Below are 14,223 nucleotides of genomic sequence, written 5' to 3'. Positions count from 1 at the left end.
GGGTGGTAAAACGTTATAAACTTTTTAGGCGCAAACGGGCGTTATAAAAGTAATGCATGTTTTTTTCCGGCGTTTTCCCGCTTACTGCCCTCATGCATGATTTATCTCAGCAACTACGCGCGAATAAATTTATTGATAAACAATAAATATTTATTGACAATTGATAAACAAGTCGGGTATAATACTTTCAGGGGAAAACAGACAACAAACAGGAGGAATCCCGATGAAACTGACCCATATACGCAGACTGGCAGCAGCGCTTACAGTTGTAGTGATTTTTTTGATTGTTTGCGATGTGCTGATTACGGCATCCGCGTCCTGGTGGCTCAAAAGCGTGTACGCCGGGAGCCTGGGCGAACTCAAAGTCATGCTGGGCTACCATTATAATCCCGCGGGCATGATTTATCCGCTCATGCTGGCGTTTTTTATCATCAGCGGCCTGCTATGCTTGGGGATACTCATCGCGGCACTGCACATCCTGCGGCGAATACGGAACAGCAAACCCTTTTGCCTGCCTAACGCGCGCAGTATGCAACATGCAGCATATTGCGGGTTTGGCCTTTGCATCGTGTTTCTTTCCAAACTGTTCTTTTCCCCATCCATCCTTACATTCGTGTGCGCCGGTATCTTCCTGCTGTTCGGCTTGTTTTTGATCGTATTGGCCGCACTGCTGCATCAGGCAGTAGAGCTGAAAGATGAAAACGAATTGACTATTTGAAACGGAGGTGAGGGTATTGCCCATCCTTGTCAATCTAGACGTCATGCTAGCAAAACGCAAAATGAGCCTGTCCGACTTGGCCGCACGGGTGGACATCACCCTTGCCAACCTATCCATCCTCAAGACCGGCAAGGCCAAAGCCATCCGGTTTTCTACCCTTGCCGCCATCTGCGACGCGCTGGATTGCCAACCCGGTGACTTGCTGCTTTACTCCAAAAAGGATTGACCCCCCTCTCCTCCGCAAGCGGCTCTTCTGTTGCTGTTTTCACCGTCCTTTACATGCTTTATCTGGAATATATTTAAATTTATAAAAAATTTTACCGTTAGAAAGGGATGTTTATGGATAATACAGCCACGCTCCCCACTGCGCCTGCTGTGGAAAAACGTGACATACGGTTTGTGTTGCTTACATTTGTGCTTTGCTATGCGGGATGTGAGTGGATGCTATTTGGAGGATGGGGTGCTGCCGTCCCTCTTTTTGCTCTGTTATTCTACGGGGCAGCCGCAGCATGGCTCCGCCCATCTGCGCAAAGGCTCCTCAATCGGCAAAGCATCCCGCTGCTTCTGGCCGTCATGGCACTCTGTATCTTCTGCGTCGCTTACGATAACAGCAACCTGCGTGCGTTCAATCTCTGTGCGCTATGGGGGCTGAGCCTTCTCAGCCTGTCGGCTATGGCGGGTACCGGACACCGTCCCGTCTGGTGGATGGGTACCGGGTTGGACATTTTGGGTCAAACATTCATCTACCCGTTCAAATATATCACTCGCGCTTGTGTCACATTGGTCAGTGCTGCAAAAGACGCAAAGCATGGCCGTGCGGCGGCACGTATCCTACTCACACTGGTCATCATCAGCCCGCTACTGGCTCTGGCAATCCTACTGCTCACACACGCGGATGCAAATTTTGGCTGGCTGCTCGCACGCATTGGACAGCTTTTCAGCGACCGATTCTATCAAATCATCTCCAAGCTTTTACTGGCAGCATTATTTACTTCCCCACTGTTCAGCCTGCTTTTTGCCGTCAAATATGAAAAGCAGCCGCTGACCCTGCGCATCAATTCCACGCCTCGCGGTGTGTTGGACGGCCTGACTGTCAGCGTGGCACTTTGGGCATTTTCCATTCTCTACCTGCTGTACATGCTGGTACAGGGCAGCTATCTGTTTTCTGCTTTCCGGCAGGCTTTGCCCGAAGGATTCACCTACGCCTCTTATGCGCGGCGCGGTTTTTTTGAGTTGCTCGGCATCTGCCTGCTCAATTTTGTCTTATTGTTTTTTACACTGCTTCTCACAAAGAAGCAGGCGAAAAAACTGCCGCGCGGTGCAAACGCGGCGGTCTGGATCTTTTCCTTGTTGACATTGCTGCTCATTGCCACAGCAGGCTCCAAAATGGCACTGTACGTGCGGCAATTTGGATTGACACCGCTGCGTGTCTACACATTCTGGTGCATGGCGGCAATCGGGTTGGCAGTGGTGTGTATATTGATTAAACTGGCCATGCCTACCTTTGCCTTTTTCCGCTTCGCTTGTGTGGGTGTGCTGCTCTGGTATCTGCTATTAAACGTTGCCGATGTGGACGCGCGCGTCGCAGATTACAATATTGCGCGTTACCGCGCCACCGGCGGCGATCTGGATACCGGACTGCTCTTTACACTTTCCGACAGCGCGGTGCCCGCCATCGTCACGCTGAAGGATGACCCGATCTACGGGGAAAAGATACGTGCCGCGCTGTCGTTTCGAGAAACACGCCAAACCAATTGGCAAAACTGGACACTCTCAAAAGCCATTGCAGACACATCCCTCCAAAGAATTGGATTCTAATTAAAAAGAGCCGCACAGGTCACATCTGCGACCTGTGCGGCTCTTTTACATTTCTTATGTACTCGCTCAGTCTATCTGCTTTGGTATAGGCGAACCGTTTTGCAGCGATGCAGGCACATCCAGCAAGCGCTGATTGGACGAGCCCTTATAGAGCAAATTGTAGCTGCGTTTGTCCTGCTCAAAGCGCCCGTCCACCAGCACATCCAGCGAACGGAGTAGATGCATTACATCCGGTTCACTTGGCACGCGCGCCATCAGTTCCTCCCACGTATATCCTGTGTACACCCAGACGGAATACCCTGCCTGTTTGGCTTGGGCAGCCAAATCGGCCATGGCGGCACATTGGCAGAAAGGTTCCCCGCCGCTCAACGTCAGCCCCGCAAGCAATGGGTTCTCCTGCATTGACGCCACCACCTTTTCAGGCAGTGTGTCGTTTCCACCCGTAAACGGCCATGTCTGTGCGTTCTGGCAGCCCACACAGTGATGTGGACAGCCTTGTGCAAACACCACAAACCGGATACCCGGCCCATCCACAATAGATTCGCGGATAACGCCCGCCAATTGGAGCGGCGTACTCAAAGCGTCTCCATCTGCCGTACTTTTTCATTGCAGTCAAGGTGCTTGACGCGGTCATGCTCCTCCGCACGTTTGGCATTGTTGAAACGGTCAAGCGTACCGACCAGATATCCTGTGATACGCCGAATGCGCTCGAATGGATGGTCTGCATCCTCTGCACGGCCGCATTTAGGGCAATGGTCGTCAATGATACCGGTGAACCCGCAGACCGGGTCGCGGTCAACCGGATGATTGATGGCGCCGTATCCAATGTTGCTTTCTTTCATACAACGCACCACTGCCTCGAACGCATCAAGGTTTTTGGTGGGGTCTCCATCCAATTCCACATAAGTTATGTGCCCGCCGTTGGTCAGTTCATGATACGGACCCTCCAATTGGATTTTGCGGAACGCACTGATTGGATAATACACCGGCACATGAAACGAGTTGGTGTAATAATCACGGTCGGTCACACCCTCGATCACACCGAAACGCTCTTTATCTATCCGCACAAAACGACCGGACAGGCCTTCCGCCGGGGTGGCAATCAGCGAAAAATTCAAGTCATAACGCAAGGTGGCATCGTCCATCCGCTTGCGCATATGTCTAACAATTTCCAACCCCAAATTCTGCGCACGTTCCGACTCGCCATGGTGCTCACCGATCAGCGCCTTGAGGCACTCCGCCAGCCCGATAAAGCCAAGCGTCAGCGTCCCATGCTTGAGCACCTCACGCACTTCGTCGTCCGGCCCCAGTTTCTCAGAACCCAGCCAGATGCCCTGCCCCATTAAAAACGGGAAGTTGCGCACCTTTTTCTTGCCCTGAATCTCGAAACGCTCAAGCAACTGGTCGATTACAAGGTCGATTTTGCGGTCAAGCTCTTCAAAAAATGCTTCCACATCGCCGTGGCTGCGGATGGCAATGCGTGGGAGGTTGACAGATGTAAAACTCAAGTTGCCGCGGCTGTTGATGATCTCGTGCGTGGGGTCGACATGATTGCCACCCACGCGTGTACGACAGCCCATATAGGCCATCTCGGTCTCCGGATGTCCTTCCTTGTAATATTGCAGGTTATACGGCGCATCAATAAACGAAAAATTCGGAAACATCCGTTTAGCGCTCACCCGGCAGGAAAGCCGGAATAAGTCATAATTGGGGTCACCTGGATTGTAACTGATGCCCTCTTTTACACGGAAGATTTGGATGGGAAAAATAGGTGTTTCTCCATTGCCCAGCCCGGCTTCGGTGGCAAGCAACACATTCTTCATTGCCATGCGCCCCTCGGGCGTAGTATCCATTCCATAATTAATAGAGGAAAATGGAATTTGTGCGCCCGCACGGCTGTGCATGGTGTTGAGGTTATGTATAAATGCTTCCATTGCCTGGAAAGTTGCGCGGTCGGTCTCCGAAACCGCGTTCTTTAAAGCAAATTCCTGTGCGCGTGCTACCACGTCTTCCGCATAGGTCTTGTGCAGTAATTCCGCTTCTCGCGCCTGATAGGCGTTGCCGTTAGAAAGAATGGGCAAAATACCCTGTTCCGCCAGCAGCGCGGTCACAGCCGCCACAGGTTTTGCGGCATTCTCATCCCCTGCCAACAACTCCAGCGCACGCACCATGTTCTGCCGATACCGCCGCGCATAGGTCTTGCGCACACCAATAGCCATGGCATAATCGAAATTGGGGATGCTCTGCCCACCGTGCTGGTCGTTCTGATTGGACTGAATGGCAATACAGGCCAAAGCTGCATAGCTATTGACGTCGTTCGGCTCGCGTAGGAACCCATGACCGGTGCAGAAGCCTTTCTCAAACAATTTGACCAGATCGATCTGACAGCAAGTGGTGGTCAGCGTGAGAAAATCGAGGTCGTGGATGTGGATATCTCCCTCACGATGTGCCTTCGCATGTTCAGGCTTGAGTACAAACATGTCGTAAAACTGTTTTGCGCCCTCGGAACCATATTTGAGCATGGTACCCATTGCGGTGTCACCATCGATATTTGCATTCTCGCGCTTAAGGTCATTATCAAGCGAGGATTTGAACGTCAGCTCCTCGTAAATTTTCATCAGTTTAGTGTTCATCTCCCGCACACGGGTGCGATTCGCCCGGTACAGAATATAGGCTTTGGCGGTACGGGCATGTCCGGTTTCAATCAGCACATGCTCCACAACATCTTGTATACCCTCCACCGTGGGGATGTCGCCGTTCTCTCCAAGCTGGGCCTCCGTGGCGACCTTTCCGGCAAGGTCGAGTGCAGTCTCGTAATCGTTGCCACCGGCGGCTCGAGCAGCTCTGTAGATGGCGTTCGCAATCTTCTCCATATTGAACGGAACTTCGCGCCCATCCCTTTTTTTAATTCGGGTTATCATCCGTGTCTCTCCTTTTATACTATATATAGTATGTCTTGTTTTTTCATATCCATTATGATGTGCTTTTTATTATACCCAACCGAACGATAATTTGCAAGGGCAAAAAGAATATTTTTACAACCATTTCAAAAAAACTTCTTTGCACCGCTTCTGTGCGAACAATAAAGAATGTGGTATACTGTATTGAACGATTCGTTGCTTGCGTTTGGGAGCGGGAAATTTTGCAAAATACCGCTGAACAAACAAATGGCACAGATAGAAAGGGACGGTCAAATTGAATCAATCCGAGCAGGCAAAACAGGATTTTATCACCTTTATGGTGCGGGCGGGCGTCCTCACGTTTGGGGATTTTGTTACTAAAAGCGGCCGGCAAACGCCTTATTTTGTCAACACAGGCAATTACGGAACCGGCGCGCAGGCCGCTAAACTTGGCGAAACCTATGCGCGCTGCATTCATGAGCGCATCGGCAGTGTGAACGTGCTGTTCGGTCCGGCATATAAAGGAATCCCCCTCGCCACTGCCACGGCAGTCGCCTTGCATACGCAGTATGGTGAAGACGTGGGCTACTGTTTTAACCGCAAGGAAGCCAAAGACCACGGCGAGGGCGGCAACATGGTGGGCTGCAAGCTGAAAGACGGTGACCGCGTGGTTATCACAGAAGATGTGGTTACAGCAGGCACTTCGGTGCGCGAGACCCTGCCGTTGCTGCAAAAAGCCGCACACATCACCATTGCGGGTCTGATTGTTTCTGTCGACCGCATGGAAAAAGGCGTACATGGCAAAACCGCCATTCAGGAATTATATGAGGATTTTGGTATCCAAACATACCCCCTCGTCACGGTACGGGAGATTCTTTCCGCCCTTTACAATATAGAGATTGACGGCAAGATCGTCATTGATGACGCAATGAAAACGCGTATGGAAAACTACATGGAACAATACTGTTCGGAAAAATAAGCGGTTCGGTGCCGATTGCACCCATCGTGATGGTAAAACGCTTATCTGTCGATATAGAAAGGGAAAAGGCCCCTGCGGTCTTTTCCCTTTCTATATCGACCCGGCGGACATCACGCCGGTTTTCGAATAAAGCATAACAAATGCATTTTTAAAAATGGCAGAGTGCCCAAAATAAAATACGGAAAATTGACATGACGTGTGACAGCTTGCCCGATAAACGGGAAAAGCGTTACCCTCTCCACTTGAAACGTTCCTTGCGGAAACAACATCTTTATTCTTTTGAGCGGGATTGCACGCACATCCGGGTTATATGGATTGCCATGCAGAATATCAAACCAAATAATGTATCCGCCGGGGTTCAGCTGGCTCCACATCCGGCGAGCGAGTTTTTCCTGCATTGCATCTTCCAAAATAGAGGTAAAAACCGTCGATTGCAAAATCAAATCAAACGACTCTTTCTCAAGTTCCTGTGCAGATGCATCGCCGCAGAACAACTGCACCTTGTCCGGCAGCCGTTTGCGAGCCACAGCAATGCGATTTTCTAACAAATCGTTTCCCATCATGTTTTCCGGCTGTGCGCCAAGCCTCAAAAAATCCAGCAAATTGGAGCCGGTGCCACAGCCAACCTCTAATATTTTCTTGTTTCTCAACGGAACCAGATCATTCTTTCGCAGCAGCTTGACCATTCTCCGTTCTTTTTCCTGCACCCCAAGCAAAATGTGCGGGTTGGTCAATAGGTATTTATCCGCAGGCACCACTTGCCCCCGGTGCGCGTATCGTTCTTTAATGCGATCCAATTCCTCTTGCATAAAATCCCCCAATACTGTCATCTTCGTCAGAAATCACGCGATTGTCATCTGGCTGCTCCACAATCCGGCATACAGGCCATTTTTCTTCAGTAATTCCTCATGAATGCCCTGCTCAGCGATGCGACCGCCTGATACCACTAAAATGATATCCGCATCGCGGATGGTCGACAAACGGTGTGCAATTAAAAAGCAAGTGCGCCCGCGCATCAACCGCACCATCGCCTGCTGAATACGTTTTTCGGTACGGGTATCCACATTGGAAGTTGCTTCGTCAAGGATAAGCACCGGCGGGTCGGCCAGCACCGCACGTGCAATGGTAAGCAACTGGCGCTGCCCCTGACTGAGCGACTGCTCACCGATTACGGTATCATATCCCCGCTCCATTTGCATGATAAAACTGTCGGCACCGGCCATTTCCGCCGCCGCGCGTACCTGTTCGTCCGTTGCATCCGGGCGGCCATACCGGATATTTTCAGCAATGGTGCCGGGCATCAGGCTGGTGTCCTGCAAGACAATACCAAATGCCGTTCGCAGGCTGGCGCGCGTGTATTGCCGCACATCCACCCCATCAAACAGGATGCGCCCGTCTGTCACATCATAAAACCGATTGAGCAGACTGATGATGGTCGTCTTGCCCGCACCCGTGGGGCCGACCAGCGCCACCACACTGCCCGCCTCCGCACGGAAATTAACGTGGGAAAGCACCGGCACATCCGGTCGGTAACCAAACGAAACATCCTCGAACGCGATCTCACCGCGCGGATGCGCCAGTACTTTGGCATCGGGCGCGTCCGGCGGCTCGGATGGCGTATCCAGCACCTCAAAAATACGTTCCGCCCCCGCGACCGCCGTCTGAAGCGAGTTGTAGGTACTGGCCACGTCGTTCAACGGGCGGGTAAACTGGCGGGAATAGCTCAAAAAGCTGGTAATGATCCCCACAGTCACCATACCACGCACCGCCAGCACACCGCCGACGCCTGCCACAGCAGCAAATCCCAGATTGCCAATGACATTCATGATCGGCATCATGTAGCCCGACCAGATCTGTGCTTGAATAGATACATCCAACAGTGCCTGATTGGCTGTGTTGAACTCCTCCACCACCTGTTTTTCGCGACCGAATGCCTTGACCACCGACAATCCGGAAATGCTCTCCTCCACATGGCCACCCAATCGCCCCAGCGCCGCCTGTTGTGCTGCAAACAGCTTGGCAGTATGTGTGGTGACCATTTTCGACAGCAGGAACACCAGCGGCACCGTAATGAGCGCTGCCACAGTAAGCGGGATGTTCAGCGCCAGCATCAGCCCGAACGCCCCCACGATACCGATGATATCAGCAAGCAGCGATACCGTAGACTGCGCAATGGTCGTGCTGATATTGTCAACATCATTGGTAAAGCGGGACATCAGGTCGCCATGCGTGTGCACATCGAAAAAGGCGATCGGCAGCTTCTGCACGCGGTCGAACAAGGCGCTGCGCAAACGCCCCACAATGCGCTGGGAAGCGTCGGCCATCAGGCGGTTTTCCAACACGGTCAGTACCCAGTCGCCCGCAAACACAGCCACCAACAGGCCAATGACCGCAAATAACGGCGAAAACGCGACGTGGCCACGCCCACCGGCCATATAATCGACCGCGCGTCCTTCCAGATAAGGCACTGCCAGCATCAACGCGGCATCTACCAGTACAAAGACCAAAATAATCGCCAGCACATGCATTTCCCGTGAAAAGTATCCTAACAAACGCAAAACTGTTTTTCCAAAATTTTTAGGTTTTTCCACCGGCGCGCCGTTTCTGGGCCGCCGGCCGGCACGGAAAGACGGCATATAGTCGGCTTTGACCTGCTCTTTCGCCACTCACTCCACCACCTTTCCGAACTGCGACGCAAAGATATCCTGATAGACTGCGCAAGTCTCCAGCAACTTTGTATGTGTACCGCTGCCGACGATCCTGCCGTTATCCATAACCAGGATATGATCCGCATCCATCACCGAGGTGATACGTTGGGCGATGACAATGCAAAGCAGTGAACGGGAGAACGTACGCAGCCCCGCACGAATCTTTCGCTCGGTCACCGCATCCACTGCACTGGTGCAGTCATCCAGCACCAGGATGTCCGGGCGGCGCACCAGCGCTCGTGCAATGGCGAGCCGCTGTTTCTGCCCACCCGAAAGGTTGACTCCTCCCTGCCCCAGCATCGTGTCATATCCTTCTGGAAGCGACTTGATAAAATCATGAGCCTGTGCGAGTTTTGCCGCCGTTTCGATTTCTTCGCGCGTTGCACACGCGTCACCCCATCGCAGATTTTCCAGAATGGTGCCCGTAAAAAGCGTGCTTTTCTGCGGCACCATGGCGATGCGCTTGCGCAGCGCCGCTACATCTGTTTTGCGGACATCCACGCCGAAGATTTCTACCGCACCGTCCGATGGGTCATAAAAGCGGGGAATCAAATTCACCATGCTGGTTTTCCCCGCCCCTGTGGAACCAATCACGCCCACCGTCTGCCCCGCCATGCAGGCAAACGAAAGATCATGCAAAACCGGTTCGCCGCCGTCATGATAGGAAAAAGTCACATGAGAGAAATGTACCTGTCCCTCTTTGCCCAGCGGGCTTGGATGAACCGCAGTACGCAGCGTATCCTGCGCACCCATCACATCCCCGACGCGCTCCGCCGATGCACGTGCCCGCACAAACATGGTAAACACCATAAAGATGGTCATGAGCGCAAAAGAAATCTGCGTCATATAATTGATAAACGCCATCACCTTGCCCACCGCAAGCGAGCCGGCATTGATCCGCCACCCACCCATGTAAAGCACCGCAACGATCCCCACGTTCACCACCATCATCACCGATGGGCCGAACATGGCCATGGTGCGCATGGCGCGTGCCTGCGCGTCACACAGGCCGTCATTCTGCCGTGCAAAGCGTTCGCTTTCATAATCAAAGCGATGGAATGCTTTAACCACCCGCACACCTCCCAGATAGGTGCGCATGACACTGTTTAGGCTGTCTACCGCACCCTGCACCCGTGCAAACAGCGGATAGCCTTTTCGCATTCCAAACACAACGATGACCACCACGCAGGGAATCACCAGCGCCAACACCACGGAAGCCTGCGGGTCAAGCAAACTGGCCATGATGATGCCGCCAATGCAAAGGATAGGGGCTTTTATGAAAATACGCATCATCCCGTTTGCGAAGTTTTGCAGTTGGGTCACGTCGTTGGTCAGCCGGGTGACCAGCGAAGCGGTGTCGAACCGCGCCGCTGTTTCATAGGACATGGATTGGATTTTTGTATACAAATCGGAACGCAGATCACCGCCAAAGCGCTGCGACACGCGACTTGAAAGATTATTGCGCACCACTGCGCCCACCGCGCCGAGTGCAGTCACTCCCAGCATGACACCGCCCATATGCAGCACAAACGACATGTTTCGGGTGCGGATGCCCACATCCACGATGCGTGACATGATGGCAGGCTGAAACAGGTCGCACACTGCTTCTAATGTCAGAAAGCAAAGACTGATTACAAAGAGCCGTCCATACCGGTCAATGTATTTTTTTAGGTATGACACACGCCACCGCCCCTTTTGGTTAAAATCGACACCCCCATCATACCACAAAAATTAAGTGAACGGTCAACTTTTTTGTGAAGCGCTTTGACCCAGTGGATACATTATTTTATTAGAAGAGGCCACCCATATGGGTGACCTCTTCTAATAAAATAATGCATATGCCATGTTCTTCTACAAATTATTCAATGACGACTTTTGTCCCACGCGGGATATTGTCATAAATCCATTTGGAGTCGTCCATGGAAAGATGGATACAGCCGTGTGAAGATGGTTCGCCAAGTTCGGCAACCTGTTCGGGAACGATATTGCGGCTAGCGTCAAACGGGACACTGTGGAACAAGTAGCTGCCATTAAAACGAACCCAATTATACGCGCCCTCTTGATATTTGGGGTTATAGAAAGATTCTCCCCTGTCTTTAACCGTATAGGTACCAGTGGGCGTGTCGTTACCCGCTGAGCCGCTGGAACAGACAAATGCCTCTACCACGCGGTTTTGGGCATCATACACCACGACATTCTGCGTGGAAAGCTGCACATGCACCCACAATGGTTTGACCGCGTCGGCCAGACTGACCTGCACAGTTGGCAGGTGTGACGCCGCAATTTGTGTCGGCGTAAGCGCCTGAGAAGAAGCGGATACATGGCTTGCCGCCGTTTTGGACGAGGTGGATTTTGTTTTACTCACAGAAGCTACCTGTGCACCTTGCGACAAAGGCGTATGTGCGGAAACCGTATAAACAGCCGCCGCCGCACAGACGACCACTGCCACAACGACAGCGACGCCGACCGGACGCAGACGTCGTTTCTTCGGTTTATGGTCGAACAACTGGGAATTTCTCAAGCTATGACCTCCTGATCGGTGAATGTCTAACGGTGAAGACATCGTGCTACGGCACCTAATATAGGTACTTGTTGCGTTAAATGATGTGCAAAGTGCGGTCATTCCAGTTGCAACTACGTCGGCATCTTTTCCTGCTTTTCATTGCCGATGTAATAACCTTGCCACACGCCGCTTTATTGGGCGACTCCTGCACAGAGTTTAACTTTATTATACCCTATTATAACGCTCATGCAACCCAAATTCTCAAAAAGCACAAAGAAGTGGGAAATTGTAACCATGGCGGCAGCGGAGGGTGTGCAAATTTTAATTGACGGTGGAGAAAACAAAAAATCGGAAATGTCACATAGTCGTTGATACAATAGATAATCTGCTTGCAGTCGTGGTTCACACCACCAACATCTATGATACGAAATCAGGGATACGACCTACGAAAAAGGCTTTTAAATGGTACTACTCTTTCATTTATATACGCTTTTGCGCAGATAGTAGGCACAGGTTGAATACAGCCCCTATCTTGTTTCGAAAAATGTTTTAACCGGCGTTCATTTGTTGAAAACTGGCCGTATGGTTGAAAATTTGGGTGCAGCAACGCTGGGTTAGGCCATTTGGACACCACCCGAATACTGTCAATTTTCTGTTTTTCCAATACTACTCTTTTTTCAGCGCAAAAAGATGCGTTTGCAAGCGATCGGCATTACACTTTGCCCATAACTTGTTCAGGTTATAACTCAAGCATAACAGATACAGTTCCGTGGAGATGTTTGTTCGACCGCGTGTCAGAAAACGCTTGAACTTGCGGTCGTTTTTCAGCACACCGAAGGCTCCCTCCACCTGAATGGAACGATTAAGCCGAAGCTGGATACCGCGTTCCGTCATGATGTTTTTTGGGGATTGTTTGCTGAGCCGCAGCAGATCGATCGACACGCGCAGTTCTTTGGGCTTGCTCTCTTTTGCTTTGCAGCAGGATTCCCGGTGCGTGCAATCGACGCAACTTTCGCAACGGTAATACGCCATCGTCTGGAAGCGCCCTTGTTTGCCAAGTTGAGTACATTCACGCCGAAATTTCAGCTTTCTTCCCGCTGTGCAGATGTAGCAGCCTGCCTGCACATCATACTGCATATTTTCCCTGCGGCCAAGTTGCGATTTGAACTTTTTTTTGCGCTTCATAGTGGATGGGCTTGATGAAACTAATTTGACCATTCTCCTGAAGGAACAGGTAGTGATCCGTGCTCTCATAGCCTGCATCCGCTGTTATGTCGCGATAATTCATCCCATGCTGTCGCTGCAGATGCCGAAGGAAGGGCTGCAAGGTGCCGCTGTCCGTTCGATTAGAAAACACCGCCACGCCGGTGATGTATTCGCTGTTGACGGCAATCTGCACATTGTAGCCCGGTTTGAGCTGTCCATTGCGCATATGGTCTTCTTTCATATGCATAAAAGTGGTATCCGGGTCGGTTTTAAAATGCCGATTTTCTTCCCTGTGAAGAATAGGCGCGATACAGTTCCCTGTAATCCAGTTCCTCAAGCTGCGCGCTGGCCAGCCGCACCGGGTCATCCGTGGGTATTACGATTTCCTTGTCCATTGGGAGCGTCAACTGTTGAAGTTTCCGCTCATATTTGGTATGCTCTAAGCGTTTTAGGTTTTTTTTCACAACTAAATTCTAAAACAAAAAGCCAAGACGGCCAACACTTTTTTTCGTGTTGGCCGTCTTGACTTTTTTGTTGAGGTTGTTTTGCAACAGCCCCTTTTGCTTTGCCTCCCTGCGGTAAACCACCGGAGGAACAGTAAAGATATGAAGGGCAACAGCTAAACTCATACTCATCCAAAGCCCGACCTATCAAATCAAACCAAGGTTGGGGGCGGCCTGCCGTTCATCGACAGCCTTCTCCACGCCACTCTTTAGTGTACCAGTTTCTGCGGAGAGCCACAAGATTTAAATCCGCCGTTATTCTGAAACCAAAGTGGAACCGGCCGTTTTCATCCTAACGTCCAGCCCGTCCTGCTCGCTTGCCGAATCGCTGCGGGTGCCCGCGACGACAAGCAGGTCTTTTACATCGAACTCCAGCAGTTGGAACATCTGTTTGGTATAGTCGTAATAGGTCTGAAATTTTCCGGCGTCCGGGTTGCCCTGTGTAAACGCGAGAATCAGCTTTTTACCCGCATTTTCCTCTTTGAACCGCGGAGAAAACCGTGGGGAAATCTGCGCAGACAACCGATCGGTGAATGCTTTCGCCTGCGCGCTCATCTGCCCCATATAAAGCGGCGCACCAAGAACCAACGCATCGGCTTGTTTCAGCGCGGCATAAAGCTTCTGCATGTCATCGTTCAGCACGCAGCGGTCACTTTTCACGCAGCCCATGCAGGCCTGACATGGACGAATGTCCAGTTCGCCCGCGTACCAGACTTCGGTTGCGGCACCGTGTTCTTGGGCGCCCTCCAGTATTTTGTTCACCGTCCACGCCGTGTTGCCGTTTTTGCGCGGGCTGGCGATATATCCCATAACATTCATTCTGTATTTCTCCTATAAGTATGGTGAATAATTTTTCTTTGAAAACAATCATAGTATATGCTCACATGG

14 protein-coding genes are annotated in these 14,223 nt (G+C 51.5%); 4 read left to right on the top strand and 10 right to left on the bottom strand.

Annotated features, from left to right (window positions below; translation table 11 throughout):
• The first annotated feature begins 223 nt into the window (after nucleotides 1-223).
• The 3 genes from ABF463_RS11255 to ABF463_RS11245 all read left to right on the top strand — a co-directional run bounded on the left by ABF463_RS11255 (nucleotide 224) and on the right by ABF463_RS11245 (nucleotide 2,536).
• Complete coding sequence (locus ABF463_RS11255) at nucleotides 224-718, top strand: DUF2975 domain-containing protein (RefSeq protein WP_415533730.1); 495 nt, start codon at nucleotides 224-226, stop codon at nucleotides 716-718.
• A gap of 16 nt (nucleotides 719-734) precedes the next feature.
• Entirely contained in the window at nucleotides 735-944 is a 210-nt protein-coding gene (locus tag ABF463_RS11250) for a helix-turn-helix domain-containing protein (protein ID WP_415533729.1), read from the top strand.
• A 113-nt stretch (nucleotides 945-1,057) separates the two neighbouring features.
• Nucleotides 1,058-2,536 carry a DUF4153 domain-containing protein gene (locus ABF463_RS11245; protein ID WP_415533728.1) on the top strand — a complete coding sequence of 493 codons (1,479 nt, stop codon included), beginning with the start codon at nucleotides 1,058-1,060 and terminating at the stop codon, nucleotides 2,534-2,536.
• Between the two features lie 66 nt (nucleotides 2,537-2,602).
• Here ABF463_RS11245 and nrdG read toward each other — a convergent pair whose 3' ends face one another.
• Both nrdG and ABF463_RS11235 read right to left on the bottom strand, forming a co-directional pair.
• Nucleotides 2,603-3,115: an anaerobic ribonucleoside-triphosphate reductase activating protein gene (gene nrdG / locus ABF463_RS11240; RefSeq protein ID WP_415533727.1), complete on the bottom strand. Its 513-nt coding sequence runs from the start codon at nucleotides 3,113-3,115 to the stop codon at nucleotides 2,603-2,605.
• Nucleotides 3,112-5,457, bottom strand: coding sequence for an anaerobic ribonucleoside triphosphate reductase (locus tag ABF463_RS11235; RefSeq protein WP_415533726.1), 2,346 nt, complete (start codon nucleotides 5,455-5,457; stop codon nucleotides 3,112-3,114). The genes nrdG and ABF463_RS11235 overlap by 4 nt, the downstream gene beginning before the upstream one ends.
• Nucleotides 5,458-5,773: 316 nt before the next feature.
• On the opposite strand from ABF463_RS11235, the gene pyrE reads away from it, so the two are divergent.
• A complete protein-coding gene (pyrE, locus tag ABF463_RS11230) occupies nucleotides 5,774-6,415 on the top strand; it encodes an orotate phosphoribosyltransferase (protein ID WP_415533731.1) in 642 nt (213 codons plus the stop codon).
• Nucleotides 6,416-6,525: 110 nt separating this feature from the next.
• Here the strand turns inward: pyrE and ABF463_RS11225 are convergent, their stop codons facing one another.
• The 8 genes from ABF463_RS11225 to ABF463_RS11190 all read right to left on the bottom strand — a co-directional run bounded on the left by ABF463_RS11225 (nucleotide 6,526) and on the right by ABF463_RS11190 (nucleotide 14,154).
• A complete protein-coding gene (locus tag ABF463_RS11225; RefSeq protein ID WP_415533725.1) occupies nucleotides 6,526-7,224 on the bottom strand; it encodes a class I SAM-dependent methyltransferase in 699 nt (232 codons plus the stop codon).
• 33 nt (nucleotides 7,225-7,257) lie between these two features.
• Complete coding sequence (locus ABF463_RS11220; protein WP_415533724.1) at nucleotides 7,258-9,081, bottom strand: ABC transporter ATP-binding protein; 1,824 nt, start codon at nucleotides 9,079-9,081, stop codon at nucleotides 7,258-7,260.
• On the bottom strand, nucleotides 9,082-10,803 hold the full coding sequence (locus tag ABF463_RS11215; protein WP_415533723.1) for an ABC transporter ATP-binding protein: 1,722 nt from the start codon (nucleotides 10,801-10,803) through the stop codon (nucleotides 9,082-9,084). It abuts the gene before it with no gap.
• 178 nt (nucleotides 10,804-10,981) lie between these two features.
• Nucleotides 10,982-11,644, bottom strand: coding sequence for a L,D-transpeptidase (locus tag ABF463_RS11210; protein ID WP_415533722.1), 663 nt, complete (start codon nucleotides 11,642-11,644; stop codon nucleotides 10,982-10,984).
• A 648-nt stretch (nucleotides 11,645-12,292) separates the two neighbouring features.
• Nucleotides 12,293-12,763, bottom strand: coding sequence for a transposase (locus tag ABF463_RS11205; protein ID WP_415533721.1), 471 nt, complete (start codon nucleotides 12,761-12,763; stop codon nucleotides 12,293-12,295).
• A complete protein-coding gene (locus ABF463_RS11200) occupies nucleotides 12,753-13,079 on the bottom strand; it encodes a transposase (RefSeq protein WP_415533720.1) in 327 nt (108 codons plus the stop codon). The genes ABF463_RS11205 and ABF463_RS11200 overlap by 11 nt, the downstream gene beginning before the upstream one ends.
• Before the next feature lie 22 nt (nucleotides 13,080-13,101).
• A complete protein-coding gene (locus ABF463_RS11195) occupies nucleotides 13,102-13,296 on the bottom strand; it encodes a hypothetical protein (RefSeq protein WP_415533719.1) in 195 nt (64 codons plus the stop codon).
• A 294-nt stretch (nucleotides 13,297-13,590) separates the two neighbouring features.
• Nucleotides 13,591-14,154, bottom strand: a complete 564-nt coding sequence (locus tag ABF463_RS11190; protein ID WP_415533718.1) for a flavodoxin family protein — start codon at nucleotides 14,152-14,154, stop codon at nucleotides 13,591-13,593.
• Between the last annotated feature and the right edge of the window lie 69 nt (nucleotides 14,155-14,223).

This window comes from Ethanoligenens sp. (assembly GCF_047718355.1).
Lineage (GTDB): Bacteria > Bacillota > Clostridia > Oscillospirales > Ethanoligenentaceae > Ethanoligenens.
This window is presented reverse-complemented; position numbering and strand designations above follow the sequence as displayed.

Bases quoted from the DNA above. Each gene is read 5' to 3' on its own strand.
- ABF463_RS11255 (WP_415533730.1), top strand. From the start codon at position 224: ATGAAACTGACCCATATACGCAGACTGGCAGCAGCGCTTACAGTTGTA.
- ABF463_RS11245 (WP_415533728.1), top strand. From the start codon at position 1,058: ATGGATAATACAGCCACGCTCCCCACTGCGCCTGCTGTGGAAAAACGT.
- ABF463_RS11235 (WP_415533726.1), bottom strand. From the start codon at position 5,457: ATGATAACCCGAATTAAAAAAAGGGATGGGCGCGAAGTTCCGTTCAAT.
- pyrE (WP_415533731.1), top strand. From the start codon at position 5,774: ATGGTGCGGGCGGGCGTCCTCACGTTTGGGGATTTTGTTACTAAAAGC.
- ABF463_RS11225 (WP_415533725.1), bottom strand. From the start codon at position 7,224: ATGCAAGAGGAATTGGATCGCATTAAAGAACGATACGCGCACCGGGGG.
- ABF463_RS11205 (WP_415533721.1), bottom strand. From the start codon at position 12,763: ATGCAGTATGATGTGCAGGCAGGCTGCTACATCTGCACAGCGGGAAGA.
- ABF463_RS11200 (WP_415533720.1), bottom strand. From the start codon at position 13,079: ATGCATATGAAAGAAGACCATATGCGCAATGGACAGCTCAAACCGGGC.
- ABF463_RS11190 (WP_415533718.1), bottom strand. From the start codon at position 14,154: ATGAATGTTATGGGATATATCGCCAGCCCGCGCAAAAACGGCAACACG.